The organism is Paenibacillus sp. GCM10027628, from assembly GCF_042676385.1.
GTDB lineage: Bacteria > Bacillota > Bacilli > Paenibacillales > NBRC-103111 > Paenibacillus_E.
The window spans coordinates 1-17,719 of the sequence record NZ_JBHTHA010000039.1 but is presented as its reverse complement, the minus strand read 5'-3'; the positions used below and the strand labels follow the sequence as shown (position 1 = coordinate 17,719).

The following is a 17,719-nucleotide window of genomic DNA, read 5'->3' as shown; positions in this document are numbered from 1 at the left end:
AGTTTCGTATTTCATTTTTTCGCCTTCACCTTATCCCAAGAAGATTGGAACTCGGCCAACATCTGATCGCGGTTTATTTTACCGGCAATATATTTTTGCATCGAAGCCCCGAATTCCGGCGCTGCGCCCTCCGGAAGTTTCGCCCAATGCCAGCCTAATACTTTGCCTTGTTCAATATACTTCGTAATATCTTCACCGATGCTGCCAATATCAGCGGGCTTGGCTTTAATGCTTTTGAAGGCGGGGATGAACCCGAACTCTTTGGTTAAGTAACGCTTACCTGTTTCGGAAGTGACCAGCCAATTTAAAAACTGCTTCGCTTCCTCTTTAACGGCAGAATCTTTATTGACTACCCAGTTGTTCGGCACACCAACGAAAATTTTATCGTTCAAGGCTGCGTCATCGTTAATCGGCATCGGCAGTATGCCGACTTTCAGATCCGGGTTCAGCTTATTAATGATGGGTTGAATCCAATTGCCGCTTTGAATCATGGCTGCTTTACCTGTGGCAAATTGTGAAGTGGCGTTATTATAATCTGTCGTTAGTGCATTGCTGTTCCCGTATTTAATATTGAGATCGAACAGTTTCGTCCAATCCGCAAAGACAGCGTTACCGGTAAATGTAGCAGTTCCGTTATATAACCCTTGAATAAATTCATTCGGGTTCGGTTGCTTGGCCATTGGGTTGTTAAACATGTGGTACCCGAGACCAAACCAACTGTCAAAATTATTAATGAAAGGAGCAATTCCAACCGCCTGCAGTTTCTTGGCCGTTTCCTCCAACTGAGATAATGTTTTGGGAAGTTCGGTAATACCTGCTTTAGCAAATAGATCTTTGTTATACAAGAAGCCTAAACCTTCGAGATTCACGGGCATACCGTATACTTTTCCGCCTTTGGCCGTCGGTTCTTTCGCAACATCCAGGACATCCTTCACCCAAGGTTGATCCGATAAGTCCTCCAAATGCTCGACCCAAGTATCCAGCTCCTGGTAGCCTCCGTTATTAAATATATCCGGCATGTCGTTTGCAGCAAATCGCGCTTTCAGTCCTGTTGGGTAATCGTCAAAAAGGGTATCGATCTGAAGTTTTACGCCTGGATGCGTCTTCTCGTACTCATCTTTCAACTTGTTAAATTGTTCGACGATCTCCACCTTGAAATTCATAATTTTAATCGTTACTTCTTTATTGGGTTTTGGTGCCGCATCCCCCCCTGATTTAGTCTCTTCTTTCCCGCTACAGCCAGCTAAAACGGAACCCGTAAGCAATATGGCGCATGAACCTAAAAGAATTCGTTTCATTCTTTTAACCCCCTATGAAAATGGTCTGAAGCGCTTACACCATGAGTATAGGCTAGTTTTATTTTCTCAAACACTCATGGTTTTGACTGATTAGGTGGACAAATTTGTTTAGCGGACAATCAACCTTTGACGGATCCTGCCGTAATTCCCTGAATAATATGCCGCTGCAAGACAAGGAAAAAAATCAGAATCGGCACAATACTCATCACGAGGGCCGCAAGGGCCAAGTCCCATTGTTTCGTATACTGACCGAATAAAACGTTTGTGGCAAGCTGAATCGTCCTTAGCTCCGGTTTTTGCAGAATAAGAAGCGGGAGAAGGAAGTCATTCCACATCCATAAGCTTTGCAGTACGATGACGGTAACGGACATAGGTTTAAGCAGCGGGAAAACAATTCTCCAAAACACACCATACGGTGTACACCCGTCTACAACTGCCGATTCTTCAATTTCTAGCGGAATTGATTTGATAAATCCGTGATAGAGGAAGATGGCGAGAGAAGAACCCATGCCGACATAACAGAGAACAATTCCATACATGCTATTTAAAAAATGCAGCCAGTTGCCGACCTTGACGAGCGGGATCATGATGGCTTGAAAGGGGACAACCATCGCGGCCACAAGAACGGAGAACAACATTCGATTGCCTCTGTTCGGACGGCGAACCAACCGGTAAGCAGCCATGGATGCAAAGATAACCATACAGATATCGCTGAAAACTGTAATGAATAATGAATTTTTAAATACCAGCGGGAAGTTTAAAACATGCCAGGCACGCATATAATTCGCCCAATTCAAGCTTTTCGGCAAACTGGCTGTGCCTGTAAGCAACTCCGCAAAGCTTTTAAAAGAGTTGGTAAAGACAAAATAAAAAGGGGTAAGAAATAAAAGTGCCACCAATAAAATAATAACTTCTACCACGAATAATTTGGATGAGTATGTTTTTCCGCTCATTACATTTCCACCTCCCGCTTTTTCGTCATCGATACTTGAATCATGGTGATAACGGTTACAATGATGAAGAAGATGAAAGCTTTTGCCGTGCCTAATCCGTATCTATTGAATTTGAATGCTTCGAAATAGATATTCATGGCCACAGATTCGGTTGATTTGTAAGGACCGCCCTGCGTAAGGGAGTAGTTCACATCAAATGATTTAAATGTCCATGAAATGCTTAGAAACAGGCAAACCGTTACGGCAGGCATAATGAGAGGGAAAATGACGTGACGCAAGATCTGCCTGCTCTTCGCTCCATCGATTTCCGCCGCTTCCAAAAGATCGCTTGGCACATTCGTAAGTCCGGCGATATAAATAACCATTAGATAGCCTGCCCCTTGCCATACGCTTACAATAACGAGTCCCCAATAGGCCGTTGATTCCGTTCCGAGCCAAGACAAGTTGAAAAGCCAAAGATTTGTTGCTTTTCCAATAGCGGGAAGGCTCTGGATAAAAATAAACTGCCAGATAAAGCCGAGTAATAAGCCGCCAAGCACATTAGGCATAAAAAATATCGTTCTCAGCATGTTCCGGGATTTTAGCGGCTTTGACAGCACGTAAGCTAGCAGAAACCCAAGCAGGTTGCTTATGATCACTACGCCAATAGTAAACCGGGCTGTAAACAAGAAGGATCGGCCAAAATCGGGGTCTTTTGTAAAAATGGTTTTGAAATTTTGTAGACCGACCCAACTGGCGCTGCTCGATACGCCGTTCCAACTTGAAAAAGAGTAATAAATACCTAGCGCAAAAGGCAGCACCATGACAATGATGAATGCGATAACTACAGGGCCGACAAAAACGCTCTGCTGCACCCATTCCGATGACATCCATTTTTTCATAAATCTTCTCCTCCAATCTTTGGTGTCCCAAGTAACTCTATTGTAAGGAGGGTTGTCTGCAATTCCCACTCAGGAATTTGTGCAGCTAGGTGGACAATTTTGATTCTACGGTGCTAAGATGTAAGCGCTAGCATCAAAACGAAAGCGTGGTGAGGTCAATATGCACTTCTTTCAATCCAGCGTACGCCACAAATTGATCGCATTGCTTTTGATTTCTACCGTTGTTCCGATCGTTTCGTCTATTGTTATTACGTACATTTATACAAATGAATCCATTAAAGACCGTACAATCCAAGAAAATACCCGGCTGCTATCAGAAGGCAAGAGGAATATCGCCAACTATTTGGAAACCGTCAATAACGCCTCTTTAATTCTTTACTCCATTCCGGCGATGGACCGCATTTTGTCAAAAGGGGTAAGCGATAATCAGGACGAATCCTATATTTACACGGCTATGCAGCTCGTTTCCCGTGCAGCGAATGACATTTACCAGGTCTACCTTTATTTATCTCAGGATGGGCAATCCTACTTGATGTATGATGGCGGCTTCACGAGCAAGCAGATCACACCTCCACCGGCTATGAATAGAGTCATTCCACCAAATGCCGCATTAATGGAGCCGACGCATCCGAGCAACAATTACGGTGTTCAAAAATTGACTCCTTCTAAACCGGATCCTGTGTTTACCTTCCATAGGCCGTTATATCGAATACCAACGCCAGCACAAATCGGGCTTCTGTCCATTGATATCAAACTAGGCGCAATCAAGAATTTAAGCGATCAATTATTTGAAAAAGGAAGCGAGGATTTTTATATCATCGACAGTTCAGGAGCCGTTATCTATGCTTCCGATGAATCTCTTGTCGGACAAACGCTACACAAATCCTGGACCGAGCCAATTCTCCAAACAACGAATGCAGTCGGTAACTTAGAATGGAACAAATCGGATTTTAGGGGGATCTTGCTATACTCGAAACTATCGTATCCCTTTTTAGAATGGACCTTAGTAAAAGGGATCCCAGATAACTATTTATACAAACATACGCGAAATCTTACAATGATTAATACTGTAGTGGCCGTTTTGTTTCTGACCTTGGCCATGGCGGCCGTCTTATACGTCTCCATACTATTTACAATTCCGATCAAAAAATTGATTCGCAGCATGAACAAGATTCAAGCCGGTCAGTTGGAAGAGCCTATCGATATTTCCCGAAATGATGAATTCGGCCTGCTGGCCAAACGGTTCCGAACGATGATGCAAACGATCAACGACTTGATCCTGCAGGAGTACAAGCTGAAGCTCGCCAACAAGACGAATCAGCTGAAAATGCTGCAGGCGCAGATCAACCCGCATTTCATCAACAATGCGCTGCAGTCCATCGGTGCTTCTGCGCTGGATCACGATGCGGACGAAGTGTACGGGCTTGTCTCCTCGCTGGGCAAGATGATGCATTACAGCATGAACATGAAAGAAACGGTCGTCCCCTTATCGCAGGAGCTCGAATACGTCAGTCATTACTTGCTGCTGCAGCAGCAGCGTTTCGAGGAGGAATTAAAGATTGAATATGCGCTGGACGAACGTGCGGGACCGGTACCGATACCGAAAATGATCGTTCAGCCGCTCGTCGAAAACTATTTCAAACACGGTTTTCATAAATCGTCTCATATCGGCATTCTGAAGATCAGTACGAAGCTGCATAACGATATGCTTCATATCGGCATCGAAGACAACGGAATAGGCATTTCCGAAGAAAGACTCGCCGCTATTCGGCATGAGTTATCCGACCCGCATCCTGAATCTTCTGACCGCGGGGATCGGATTGGACTGATTAACGTCATGTTCCGCCTTCGCCTATATTACGGTGAACAAGCGATCTTGAATCTGGAAGAAACCCAGCCGCAGGGCTTGAAGATCACGATGTCAGTACCAGTTTTGCAGGGAGGGAAACCATGATATGAAAGTGCTAATCGTCGATGATGAGAAACATGTCCGCAAAACCGTTCGCAAACTGATCGATTGGGGGGCTCTTGGTTTTCAAGAGGTGCTGGAAGCGAAAGATGGTTCGGACGCGGTAAGGATCATTCATGAGCAGGCCCCCCAGCTCGTCATTACCGACATGATGATGCCGTTGACATCCGGGATTGAATTAATGGAGTGGATGGAAAAGAACGCAGCAGATTGTAAGAAGATCGTCATCAGCGGTTACAATGACTTCGAATTTGTGCGTCATACCGTTAAATACGGGGGAATTGACTATTTGCTGAAGCCGATCGACCGGAACCAATTGCAAGAAGCAGTCAACAAAGCCGCTGCCAGCTGGAATGAGGCCAAACGGGAAAAGCTTCAGCTTCAGGCGAAGAGCATGGAGGTCAACGAGTTGAAGCCGATGTACCGGGACAAGCTGTTGTCCCGATTACTTGCGGAATCGGCTTCCGGTCTCGCGCCGGTCCCAGGTCAATCGTACCTGCGGGAATTCCCTGAGCTTGCTAGCGTCAGCGCCTGCCGGATCGCCATTCTCGACATGAAGACGCTGCAGCAGTCGATCCGCGACAAGTTCGCTGCCGACTTGGATTTGCTCTTTTTTACGCTGCTAAATATTACCAACGATTTCTTGCAGCCGGCCCAGCAGGGCACCGCCTTTCGCAACTGGAACAATCCCTCTGAGATGGTACTGTTGATTTGGGATGTACCCGATACGGATCAGACATGGCTCCACCGGATTTTAGGCGGGATCGACCGGTATTTAAAAGGGTCGGTTAAGTTTGGCCTCAGCATGGAATGCGCTTTTCCTGCGGAAATTCATAAGGCATATGCCCAGGCCCAAGAAGCTTTAAACCGACGCAATTTGCTCGCGCCCACTTCTCACATACACGAATATCATCCGTCGGCGCCGCCCCGGATCGGCACGCTTCGTTTCGGTAAATTTGAAGAAAAGGTTCGGCTAGCCGTAAGAAGCGGGAACCTTGAGCTCATTCGAAGCACCGCCAGCGAATGGTTCCAACTCGTTTCCGCGATGGATCATATTACGGTGGAGCAATTGAAAATGTGGTGGGATGAATACCATGCGGCGAAGACGAGCTGGGTGGAGGACTTTTTTCAAGAGTTCAGCGAAGCGCCTCAGATCCCCGCGGAAAGCAGCCAGTTTGCCATTCCTCTGGACGAGGGCGGCCGGTTTTCCTTATCCCTGCTGCAGCAGCAGGTGACCAATCAATTGATCGAGCTGTCGCAAATCCTGGTTTCCCTGCAAGCCTTAGGCAACAATCCGATGCATGAAATAGCCCGGTATATCGAGATGCACTATACGAAAGATATTACTTTGCAAGAGATCTCATCGAAGTTTCATTTGAATCGTGAATATATTTCCCGTAAATTCAAACATGAGTTTCAAGAAACGGTTGTCGATTACATCAGTCGGATCCGTGTGGAAAAAGCGAAGATGCTGCTCTTGAGTCCCCATCTCAAAATAGTCCAAGTGGCGCAAATGGTGGGCTATCAGGATGAAAAATATTTTAGCCGCGTTTTTAAAAAGGTGGCGCACATGTCACCCAGCGATTTCCGTAGGCTGTCGCCATAAATGTGCTTTGAGGAACCGTTCCCCAGAGAGATCGACCGTGACGACAGGCTGTCACGGTCGGTTAAACGGGGAAAAAAACTTGATGGCTAACTATTGACAGATACAGGAAAATGGATTATTTTAATATTGACTGATTGAGTCAATCTAAAACTCAACGCAACTGAGATCGAAGGGAGGAATAGGTCATGGAGATGTGGGGGTAAGGTGGGATGAAGCTGATTGGTAATCAATATTTTTTTTGCTTAATCATTGACTGATCGAGTCAATCTAAAATAAACGTTTAATATGGGAGGCTGGAGCCTAATGAATAATCAAATCGAAGGAGCGATGAACATGAAGAACGTTCAGAACATGGGTAAAGCAATTGTGATTGGGGGAAGCATGGCTGGTTTATTGACGGCAAGAGTGCTTTCTGATTATTATGAAGAGGTTCTCGTCGTGGATAAGGATGAGTTTCCCGAAATCCCTACAGATCGCGCAGGGACGCCGCAAGCTTTTCATCCTCATCGGTTTACGATGCGGGGTAAGATGATTACAGATCGTTTTTTTCCAGGGTATGAAGAAGAATTGGTGGCACTGGGAGCTCCCTCGTCACTGAATAAAACCATTCATAACATGAACCAATATGGCAGCATGATCGGGCAGTACCCGCGCAATGATATCAAGTTCAGCAGAGCGGCGCTTGAATGGGTTTTACGTGAACGGGTGAAAGCTATCGCTAACGTTCAGTTTCTTCCCAAACACGATGTACTCGGCTTATTAACGACTCCCGACCAGGGCGCTGTTACGGGAATTCAGGTTCGAGATCGCGAAGCGGGCGGGCAGGAGAAAACGTTAACCGCCGATATGGTATTCGATACCAGCGGACGCCAATCCAAATTGGCGCAATGGCTTGAGGATTTGGGTTACGAAGTGCCGAAGCCGGACCTGCTGAAAGTTGCTCTTGGGTATAGCACCCGGAGGTATAAGGTGCCTTCTCATCTCACGAACCTAATAGAAAAATGGGATGTCATCAACATCGCAGGGCAGCCGGCGAACGGGACTTTCACAGGCGTCTTTTCCTTTATTGAAAACAACATCGCAGAAGTGCTGCTGTATCGTCCGGGCGGTCACTACCCGCCTACAAATGCCGATGAGTACGAACAAGCGGTTGCTCAGCTCCCAAGTCCGCTCATTGCCGAAGTGCTGCAGGAGCTTGAACCTCTCACGGCGCCTCGCGGATACCGCGTACCGGAATTGTACCGCCACCATTTTGAGCAAATGGAACGCTGGCCTTCCGGATTATTAGTTTTGGGGGATGCTTTCTGCACCTATGATCCGATTTTTGGCCAAGGCATGACCATCGCTGCGATAGAAGCAGAGATGCTGGAGGTCTGCTTGCGGGAGCAGCGGAACGATCCCAAGCCTCATTTTGAACAGAGCGTTCTTCACAAACTGCAAGATGTGATCGAACCTGCGTGGTGGCTGAATTGCGCGAATGATTTGCAGTGGGAAGGCGTGACCTATGAAGGGTTAGAGCCGCTTAAAGGCATTGATTTTGCTAAGAAATACATGGCTCTGCATCTCAAACATGCGACAACTCACCAAAATTTCCAGCTCTTTGGCTTATACTGGGCCGTCAACACCTTAACGTTCTCGCCGCGCGAAATTATAAATCCGCAAGTGGTAACAACGGTTCTTACCGCATCGGATGAAGGGCAGCAATTGCTCGCGGAGCTGTCTCAGCAGGGCCAGCCGTTAGAGAAAGTATTGGATCAGCTTATACCGTCCTTCTCTGGAGCATCTTTTATGTCAATGAGTAAGTGATCGGTTTCTATATCTTGAAACTCAATTGTAAAAGGAGTGACGGATTCATTGGCGCCTCTAAACGATGAACAATTGCATCAGATTCGCGATGAACGCAGAGAGCAAATTATGGGTGCAGCCCTTCAGGTGTTTGCGAAGAGGGGCATCCTTGGAACGAAAATGAGTATGATTGCCGCTGAAGCCGGCATTAGTCACGGTTTGCTTTACCATTATTTTAAATCCAAAGAAGAGCTGTTCACTACGCTGGTTGAAGGAGCTATGATTGGTTCGCAAGAAGCCATGAGCAGCATCTATGACTTACCGGGCTCGCCGATCGCCAAGCTAAGAGCTTTAACGGAGGACATACTCGACGAAAGCGGCACGCCCTATTTCTTGCTGATTCATCAGGCGCGTACGTCGGATGGCGTTCCCGACAAGGTGAAGCAACTGATTGAAGATTATTCCATGAAGAAGTTCGTTGATGCGCTACTTCCCTTATTTGTGGAAGGGCAGCGATCCGGCGAAATTATTACAGGTAATCCCGAGGAGCTGATTTCCTCCTATTTATCGGTTCTCTCCGGCCTAATGGTGCTGAATGCGCAAGGTATCGGCGGCTACCGGATTCCGAAAGTCGATTTCTTATTAAGGCTGATAACAGTGTCTTGATGGAGTGATATTCAAGTCCAATCGCATTTGCGGTTGGGCTTTATTTTTTTGTCTTTGGTATTTGTATATACAGGAAAAATATGGGAAATGATAATTTTTGTGTAAAGTTGATATGACAAGGGGATTTCTATGCACTTTTTCATAGGTTTTTTTGTGATTGTGGCCTCCTATAGATGGGGAGATTGGCGGAACTGGAAGAAGTACCATACAACCATGACATACTTCGCTATGGGTAATCTGCTCTATCATTATCTATGTGCCAATCATTTGCTATGGCAGTTGAAGCCGGACGTATCCGGCACGTACAGTATAACTGAAATGGTGTATACGTTTATTATTTTTCCCGGCACGGCGCTGCTTTTCCTAAGCAACTATCCACAAGGCCGAGCCAAGGTCATCCGGCACTATGCCTATTGGGTTCTAATTTACGGCGGCATGGAGTACGTGTTATACCTGTTCGGACGCATTCATTATCAGTACGGTTGGGGGTTCGGGTGGTCCGTCTTGTTCGATTGCACGATGTTCCCTATGTTGAAACTGTTTTCAGTAAAACCGCTGCGAGCCTATCTGATTTCGGCCGTACTTACCGTTTTTTGGGTGATCTTGTTTAAGATTCCCGTGAATGTGCCAATTGAGTTCCGGAGGCCGTGAGGCTTGAAGAAACCGGCATTCCGATTAACCGTTTATGGATATAAAAGCAGGTATGTGTTTTCAATTATTGTGGCATTATACTCATTACATATTCATACACGGAGGTAATCATGTGAGAAAACAAAATCTACGGATCATGATTCTGACTGCCAGATATGGCGAAGGACATTTACAGGCCTCCCGAGCACTCAAACAAAGTTTCTTAAATCAAGGTATCGAAGACGTGACAGTGATTGATTTATTGCACGAAGCCCACCCTTTTCTAAATAAGGTTTCCAGAAAACTATATATAACCAGTACTCGAACCCCTAAATATGGGCTAGACTACTACGGTTGGAGTTATTATATTACGCGCGATAATAAATTGGATCGTCCCTGGAGCAAGTACTTCAATTATTTAGGAGAGAAGAAGCTAAGAGAAATCATTCGCCTAGAACAGCCCGACGCGATTATCAATGTTTTCCCCTTCGGTGCAGCGCCTGAAATTGCTCAGGGTTTGGAAATCCCAACCTTTACGGTATTAACGGATTATGCCTTGCACAATCGCTGGGTTCATCCCAGCACCGATAAATATTACGTTGCCACTAATGAACTGAAGAGTGAATTAACAATCATGGGCTTCAAAGATGAACAAATCGAAGTGACCGGGATTCCGATCAGGCCAACCTTTTACCATGTATCAAACACTGACAATAGTTTTAAGACGCTGTTAGATCCTTTCAAAAAGACGGTATTGATAGCTGGGGGAGCCTACGGAGTATTGGGTGAAATCGAGGTCATGATAAAATCTTTACAATCTCGGGCGGATTGTCAACTAGCTATCGTTTGTGGGCGGAATAAAAAAATGGAAGACAACTTAAGAGATACCTTTGCAGGGGTTAATAATGTTCATATTTTCGGGTTTGTTGAAAATATTCAAGAATTAATGGCGGTCTCTTCATGTATTGTAACAAAGGCTGGCGGACTTACACTATCCGAAGCGCTGACCTTGTCACTGCCAGTCTTTATTTTCAAGCCTTTTGGCGGACAAGAAAAAGAGAACGCATTGTTTTTCCTTAGTAAAGGGATCGCGATGATCTCCAAAAGCATCAACGAGCTTGAAGAGCAACTCATAAGGTTCCTATCCGACGATTCTTATGCAAAAGAAATGAAAATGCGAATGATTCCGCTTCGCAAAGAGCATGCAGCCGATAACATCGCAAACGATATACTTTCGACTATCTCGCAAGCCATGCTGCAGCCAGTTTGAGTCGAAGGCATTCAATTCATTAGAAAAGAAACCAGTAAACCCTTGGGTTTGCTGGTTTCTTGCGTTTCATCATAAGGGAGTTAAGAAATATTTAAGAATTGATTCATAAGCGTTTCATTTTTTAATCCTATGATTATGGCAACATCCTCAATCATATCGAAGAAACTCGCTTTATTATCTATTTAAGAAAGGAGAAACGTTCGGATGAATGAACATCTGGGAGATATGGACGTCTTTTTGCAAACCATTCATGAATTGGAAGAAAGGATAGCAAGCCTTATTCATAAGTCGAATTTATCTGACGCGGATAAACAATTTATATTCAGTCATATAATCATTGTTCCTGGTAAAAATAAAGAGTAATAGACAAATCGCTTTTGTTAGCGGTTCCCATGAATGTGCCTATTGAATTCCGGAGGCCGTGAGGCTTGAAGTGACAGGTATGAATAACGGAAATTAATAAAATTTCCTTAATAACCCTATTTTTCGACTCTATTTCCATGTATAATGGGCTTGCGTATTCAAGTTTTAGGCATTTAGAACTAGTTTGCGTAATGGATAATGGAGCAAGCAAATTATTGGGTTATGGGGGAAACGAAAGAATGAAAATGCGTTCAGCACTTAGCATTATGGCTTCTATGATGATCATGGTCATGCTTATGAGTGTCATCTTGCCGTCTATGGCTCTAGGAGCAGCCAATGAAGAATTTAAAGACATAGTGAATTCATACGCTAAACAAGAGATTTCGGCGCTAGTGAAAGAAGGCATTATCTCCGGTTATGCAGATGGCACTTTTCAACCGCAGAAAGCGATAACTCGGGCAGAATTGGCCAAAATCCTTGTATTATCTTTGGGACTTAAAGAAGAAGCCACGAAGGCCGAGCCATTCTCGGATGTTGCTGCTGCCAGCTGGTATCGTGGGTACGTTGGTGCACTCGTAGGGTCCGGTATTACACAAGGGACATCCGCTACCACATTCTCGCCGGATGCTAAGGTAACACGTGAGGAACTCATAGTTTTTTTCATACGGGCACTTGGACTGGAGTCAACAGCGGCCGGAACGCCGGTCAGTACTAAGCTTTCTGATATGCAGCAAGTTTCCGCTTGGGCGCAATCCCAGGTATCTCTAGCAGTTCAAATCGGATTTGTTAACGGTATAGAGGGGCCGAATGGAACCCTACTCTTTAATCCGAAAGACAAAGCGGAGCGTCAAGCTCTGGCAAGGCTGGCTTATGCATTTAAGACAAATGCGTCTACATACAAAACGAAAGCGAAGGATTTCGTAAACGGTCAAAAAGCTGAGTCTGGATCAGAAATTGTATCGTTACAAGCAGCGAATAACACGAGCATTGAAGTTACTTTCGCTTCAGCTCTTACGATAGTCAACAAAGAAGATTTTGCGTTTGACAACGATTTGAAGGTAACGGCTGCAGCTATAAAAGCACAAAGCAATACGGTTGTAGTGCTTACTACTTCTACACAAGCATCGGGTACATCCTACAAATTGACGTACAAAGGCATAGCTAGCGGTAAAGCTTTTGTTGGCGCAGCGGCGATGTTAGGCGGAGGCGGTGGCGGATTTGGCAGCATCGGCGGTGGCAGCCCGACCGTAGAACAATTGCTTGCCAGTGGTACCCCACAGGGAGAAGTTAAGATTGAAGCCTCCGGCACATATGGTCCTGCAAGTGGCCCTGTGACTACTGTACAAAAACTGATTGTAAATCCAGGGCCTGCAGGAGAAGTTACACTGCGTAACATCAACCCGGGAGAACTGGAAATTCAATCAGGTGCTACGAGTTCAATTAAATTAAAGCAAACTATTATTACAAAATTAAGGATCAATGCAATAAATAACAACGGCCAAAATGTTAGGATCGAGGCGATGGACGGCGCGGTTGTGACCGATACCGAAGTCAGTTCACAAGCCATACTCGAATCCTCAACGACACATGGTACATTGGGTAAGATCAAGCTCACCAATGCTGCGGCCGGCAAGAGTCTTACGCTGAGAGGGAACATTGACGGTGAAGTAACGGTTGAAGCTCCAGACTCACAAATTAGAGTGGAGCCTCCTACTGGTGGTAATCCTCTACCGACCGTGTTAAAGAACTTAAAGCTCGCAACTAGTGCAAGCATCACCTCTTCAACAGGAACGTCTACACAGACAGTAAGCGTAACTGCAAAGGATACTCGAATAGCTGTTAGCGGAGAGGGAGAACTTCAAGAGATTCAACTACCGAGCGATAGTACAGGAACTGCAATCGAAGTGGACGCAACGGCCAATATCAAGACAATCAATGCAGCTGTACCTGTCAATGTGACTGGGGACCCCGGTGCTATTGCGAAGGTCTCGAATGCAGGGGCAGGCGGCATTCAGATGGACAGTGGGCTTCAGGACAGAGTCAAGATACAGGCACTTCTTCAGGCGAATCAAGCTATTGGGGTTGCTGCTTCCATAGGATCAGACTACACAGTACAGGTTGCACGAATAGATGCAGCAGAGAAAGCAATAGCAAATGCGAAGAGATACGGATTTACAGATGGTGATTTCAGTAATCTGACATCCTATCAAAATAACAAGCAATTTATTTTTGAGATGAGAGATAGCTTGAACCAGTTGAGTTTGAGTTATGCAGAAGGAGATACCACTGCTTCCGTTACTAAAAGACCCATTTTTCCCAATGCGGTTGGTAAAGACACTGTAGTGGTATGGTCAACCGACAGGCCTGATATTCTCTCTTATTGGGGGCCTTTAACACGACCGGCATCGGGGGCTGGGGATGCTACCGTGACAATAACGGCTACCCTATACAAGCAGGCATATACTTTAACGAAAACGTTTGTTGTTACTGTTAAACAACATGATGCCCATGTTAAATGGTTGGATAGTTTACGTTCTGATCTCGTATTGGTTGTGTTTGATGCGCCCGTCGCTAATTCTGTGGCAGCAGATTATCGTTTCGATAACGGTCTCCAAGTCGTGAATGCTACGTACTATCCTCAATTTCCAAATATGGTACTGCTGAATGTAGGAGAGCAAACTGCGGGGACCATCTATAACCTGACCTATAAGAATGAAAGAACAGGTATTTCTTTAAACGGCAGTATTACAAATAAATGTTCAGCTACAACGTGTCCATTGACAAATCAAGGACAAGAAATACCTATACCTGGTGTTAATGTGCCCGGTTCTGTAATGGGATATGTTTTTGTACCACCATCTCAGGGGGTGGCAGATATAACAGTAAAGTTAAACGGTACGAATAAGGAAACCAGAACAAATGCGAACGGTTTCTATACGTTTGATCAAGTTTCTCCAGGTATCGTTTACTCGGTAACAGCAATGAAGGAAGGATATTCGATATCCACAACATCGGACTTTACTATCGTTTCAGGTGAACCGCATGGTGTGAATACCATCCTCTTGTACACGATACCGGAAGCAGTAACCGGCTTGCAAGTATTTGGCGAAACCACAGACAGTATTACATTGTTATGGACGCCACCGCAAAACTGGACGGGGAAAGCTATTTCCTACAATGTTTATAAGGATGGCCAAAAAATAATAACAAGTACGAATCAATCCTTGCAGAAAATTGATGCTCTGCAAGCTGGACAAAAGTATTCCTTCGCCGTTGAGGCTTGTAATGATCTGGGCTGTTCAAAACAAGTGTCCGTTTCCGCTCAAACTTCTGTTGCGCTACAAGTGTATAGCGTTACTCCTTATGATTCCGTTACATCTCAGGTCTATAGCGCATTGGAGAAGGTCGATAACAACTACAGAATGCCAGTCACATCGCAGACGGCGGATTCTCTACTAATTAGATTCAAGGATATAGACTATAGTCCTGGCACGGGGAGTACACCATTGAAAGGAACTTTGGATTATTCCAATGCTGGTGTTGAACTCCAAGGATTAGGGACGATAAATAGTGAAGTTATCACGCTAGGAGGAGTAACCTACCTCAGAGTAGCGTTTGATACAAAAACTTTACCGACTTTACCCGGCTTGAATTACAAGATGTACAACATAGGCGGGTTGAAGTATACGTTAAACAGCAAGACTTACAATGTCCAATTTATTGACCTAGTGGTATTGCTCAGTAATTAAGCCCTGATGCCAAAAGCTGGCACCGATACGGATCGGTGCCAGCTTTTTCTACTCTACACATTCCCTTCACCCGCCGGTTTACCATATAAAGTCGCCATTAAACCGTCCGCATACCGGCCAATCCTGACGCCGATTTCAGCCCGCATGTAGTCTCTGGTGATCGTAAAATGATCCTCGTACTCGCGGCAGGTGTACCGGTAATGGATCATGCGCTCATCTTTTTCCTCTTCAAAAACGCGGATATTTTTCTCCAGCAAAGTCCTCTTTACTTTAGATAAATCGCTATGGATGTTCTTGGCGAGAACGTGGGCCACTTTTGCATACAGGATTCGCAAAGTTTCGGAGGAGCGCTCTACTTCCCGGGCTTTTTTGAGGATAATGGTGTGCATGACAGGCAATAAAATTGAATCCCGCATGAGGTTGATTTCTTCGGTTGTGGGGCGGCTGATTTGAACCGTCTGATCACGGAGTCTGTTCTGAAACGACTCTCGATGCTGGGGCAGCATCATCCGGCTGGATTCCCAGAGCCCGTTCTTTTCAAGTTTTTTGCTCATTTATAATGCCCTCCGATTTTCATCGACCTATCGGTCGCTTGCCCTGCACTTGTCAGGGAAGAAGCTCTGACGATTGCGGCGCTGCCGTATCGATCTTTAATGCGATCGGTCACCTTCTCTAAAGCTCGGGACTTGATCTGGTCCTCAAAGAGAGTCAACTGATAATTCTGGTCATCCGTTAACTGGCTTAAGGTGACGCCGACGCGGCGAACGGGCATTTTATCCCAAAATTTATAAAAAAGTAGCTTAACCGCTTCAAATACGGTATTGGTGTTGTTGGTAGGATCGGGCATCTTCATTTGGCGGGAAAACCCGGTAGGGGCTTCGTAGGGACTGCACATGCAGCTAACCGAAACGATAGCGCCCATATATCCCTTACGGCGGCAATCGCGGCACACCTCTTCGGTGAGCTCGAGCAAAACCGTATCTACCTCCCAGCTTTCCTTGTAGTCTCTAGGCAATGTCATCATGTGGCCGACTGACTTGGGCGCCGCGTTAAAGGTCCCCGGAGTCACGGGACTATCGTCAAGGCCGTTCGCCGTCCGCCACATCACCTCGGCGTGAATGTCCGACTGCTTGCCAAAGCGCGCGCGGAATTTCTCCTTCAGCTTAGGCAGAGGGGTTCTCGCGATATCGCCAATCGTATGCATCCCTAGCCGGGCAAAATGCGCGGTCATCCGGGAGCCGACGCCGAACATTTTGTTGACAGGCTCCGGCCATAGCCGCTTTTCAACTTCCGTTTGCGGCAATATGAAGATGCCACTATCATTTTTCTTGGCCCAAATATCGGTCGCGATTTTCGCCAAAATTTTGTTCGAGCTGATCCCGATTCTTACTCGTACGCCGGTCTGCCGTAGCACCTTGTGCTGAATGGAGGCGGCGATGGCGGTAGGATCCTCCCCATAAAAGGGCAGGCTGGCCGTTACGTCCAAAAACTGCTCATCGATGCTGAAGACCTCCACAAGATCGGTAAATTCCTCATAGATCTTGGTGATTAATAGAGAAATGTCGATATAATGCTGCATGCGCGGACGCATGACAATCAGATCAGGGCACTTCTTAAGCGCATCTCCGAGACGTTCCGCTGTCGTGACGCCATATTGTTTGGCAATTGGGCAGGCGGCCAGAATGATACCCGAGCGGCGTTCGACCGATCCAGCCACAGCTACGGGCTTATTGCGGCAGCCGGGGTGATCGGCCTTTTCCACGCTAGCGTAGAAGCTCTGACAGTCCGCGAGAAAGATAACTCTTTCACGTTGTTCGCTCATCCTAACCGCCTCCGCATATTCATCAGCGTGTTCATTAACTCTGCTTTGACCAAACTTCGGAGCATCGTGAAGTGGTGGATGTAGCCGCGAACTTTGTATTCAACTTGAATGCCCGATGCATTCGTTTCCGTATTCAAAACCTTAATATCCCGTTTCTTCATCGTATTTTTAATGCTTTGCAATTCGGGATAAATGGAATGCTCCACCTCCCTCAGATAAAAAAGGACATGATTGAACACGATTTTATCCTTATACATGCCTAGTTCTTCGATATCTCTCGCTAACATATCCAGCAAAATGGGCAGCAATGTGTACTCCTTGATGATTTGAACATCCTCTTCTGTCTCGATTCTTGGATTAATACTCATTTTCACACCACCATAATGCGAACGTATATTCTCTTTTATTATACTCATTTTAGCGAACAAATATTCGTATTTCAATGTATTCAATTGGAAATTTTTTTGTGAGGGCGGCTTATTGATAAATAACCTCCATATACAAACACCCCAGTGCCTTGTTAAGAGGCCTGGGGTGTTTATTAAACAACTATGGAGGCAATTTCATAATTCAAAACCCTTGCCGTAGCAAGGGTTTTTGGCATGAAAAAAAGGAGTACCTCCCCAAATTCTCGAAGTTTTAGGTTCCTACACCACAAAACAAGAGAAGAGAAGAGAAAGGAGTACTCTAATGTATGTAATTCAACAAGAAGAGTTATTTTCCTTCG

Annotated in this window: 15 protein-coding genes; 8 read left to right on the top strand and 7 right to left on the bottom strand. The window is 45.5% G+C overall.

The features are described from left to right. Positions 1-11: 11 nt before the first annotated feature. The 3 genes from ACFQZT_RS26010 to ACFQZT_RS26000 all read right to left on the bottom strand — a co-directional run bounded on the left by ACFQZT_RS26010 (position 12) and on the right by ACFQZT_RS26000 (position 3,132). Positions 12-1,298, bottom strand: coding sequence for an ABC transporter substrate-binding protein (locus tag ACFQZT_RS26010; protein ID WP_379304696.1), 1,287 nt, complete (start codon positions 1,296-1,298; stop codon positions 12-14). Positions 1,299-1,417: 119 nt separating this feature from the next. Beyond that, positions 1,418-2,251: a carbohydrate ABC transporter permease gene (locus ACFQZT_RS26005; protein WP_379304694.1), complete on the bottom strand. Its 834-nt coding sequence runs from the start codon at positions 2,249-2,251 to the stop codon at positions 1,418-1,420. Then, positions 2,251-3,132: a carbohydrate ABC transporter permease gene (locus ACFQZT_RS26000; protein WP_379304692.1), complete on the bottom strand. Its 882-nt coding sequence runs from the start codon at positions 3,130-3,132 to the stop codon at positions 2,251-2,253. Before ACFQZT_RS26000 ends, ACFQZT_RS26005 begins: the two co-directional genes overlap by 1 nt. Positions 3,133-3,292: 160 nt before the next feature. On the opposite strand from ACFQZT_RS26000, the gene ACFQZT_RS25995 reads away from it, so the two are divergent. The 8 genes from ACFQZT_RS25995 (at position 3,293) to ACFQZT_RS25960 (ending at position 15,170) form a co-directional block, all read left to right on the top strand. Then, entirely contained in the window at positions 3,293-5,086 is a 1,794-nt protein-coding gene (locus ACFQZT_RS25995) for a cache domain-containing sensor histidine kinase (protein ID WP_379304690.1), read from the top strand. A gap of 1 nt (position 5,087) precedes the next feature. Continuing rightward, positions 5,088-6,707 carry a response regulator gene (locus ACFQZT_RS25990; protein ID WP_379304688.1) on the top strand — a complete coding sequence of 540 codons (1,620 nt, stop codon included), beginning with the start codon at positions 5,088-5,090 and terminating at the stop codon, positions 6,705-6,707. 303 nt (positions 6,708-7,010) lie between these two features. Continuing rightward, the gene (locus tag ACFQZT_RS25985; protein WP_379304686.1) at positions 7,011-8,513 is read left to right on the top strand and encodes an NAD(P)/FAD-dependent oxidoreductase; all 1,503 of its coding nucleotides are present in this window, start codon (positions 7,011-7,013) and stop codon (positions 8,511-8,513) included. A 48-nt stretch (positions 8,514-8,561) separates the two neighbouring features. Beyond that, positions 8,562-9,158, top strand: a complete 597-nt coding sequence (locus ACFQZT_RS25980; RefSeq protein ID WP_379304684.1) for a TetR/AcrR family transcriptional regulator — start codon at positions 8,562-8,564, stop codon at positions 9,156-9,158. Positions 9,159-9,287: 129 nt separating this feature from the next. Next, the gene (locus ACFQZT_RS25975) at positions 9,288-9,809 is read left to right on the top strand and encodes a CBO0543 family protein (RefSeq protein WP_379304682.1); all 522 of its coding nucleotides are present in this window, start codon (positions 9,288-9,290) and stop codon (positions 9,807-9,809) included. 112 nt (positions 9,810-9,921) lie between these two features. Continuing rightward, a complete protein-coding gene (locus ACFQZT_RS25970) occupies positions 9,922-11,058 on the top strand; it encodes an MGDG synthase family glycosyltransferase (protein WP_379304680.1) in 1,137 nt (378 codons plus the stop codon). A gap of 204 nt (positions 11,059-11,262) precedes the next feature. Beyond that, positions 11,263-11,421, top strand: a complete 159-nt coding sequence (locus tag ACFQZT_RS25965; RefSeq protein ID WP_379304678.1) for a hypothetical protein — start codon at positions 11,263-11,265, stop codon at positions 11,419-11,421. Positions 11,422-11,660: 239 nt separating this feature from the next. Further along, on the top strand, positions 11,661-15,170 hold the full coding sequence (locus ACFQZT_RS25960; protein WP_379304676.1) for an S-layer homology domain-containing protein: 3,510 nt from the start codon (positions 11,661-11,663) through the stop codon (positions 15,168-15,170). Between the two features lie 53 nt (positions 15,171-15,223). On the opposite strand, the gene ACFQZT_RS25955 is transcribed toward ACFQZT_RS25960, so the two are convergent. The 4 genes from ACFQZT_RS25955 to ACFQZT_RS25940 form a co-directional block, all read right to left on the bottom strand. Further along, complete coding sequence (locus tag ACFQZT_RS25955; protein WP_379304674.1) at positions 15,224-15,724, bottom strand: YhjD family protein; 501 nt, start codon at positions 15,722-15,724, stop codon at positions 15,224-15,226. Beyond that, the gene (locus tag ACFQZT_RS25950) at positions 15,721-16,992 is read right to left on the bottom strand and encodes a DNA polymerase IV (RefSeq protein ID WP_379304672.1); all 1,272 of its coding nucleotides are present in this window, start codon (positions 16,990-16,992) and stop codon (positions 15,721-15,723) included. Before ACFQZT_RS25950 ends, ACFQZT_RS25955 begins: the two co-directional genes overlap by 4 nt. Next, a complete protein-coding gene (locus ACFQZT_RS25945; RefSeq protein ID WP_379304670.1) occupies positions 16,989-17,360 on the bottom strand; it encodes a YhjD family protein in 372 nt (123 codons plus the stop codon). Before ACFQZT_RS25945 ends, ACFQZT_RS25950 begins: the two co-directional genes overlap by 4 nt. 173 nt (positions 17,361-17,533) lie before the next feature. After that, positions 17,534-17,719, bottom strand: a 186-nt coding sequence (locus ACFQZT_RS25940) for a hypothetical protein (protein ID WP_379304668.1), incomplete at its 5' end; no start/stop codon positions are given.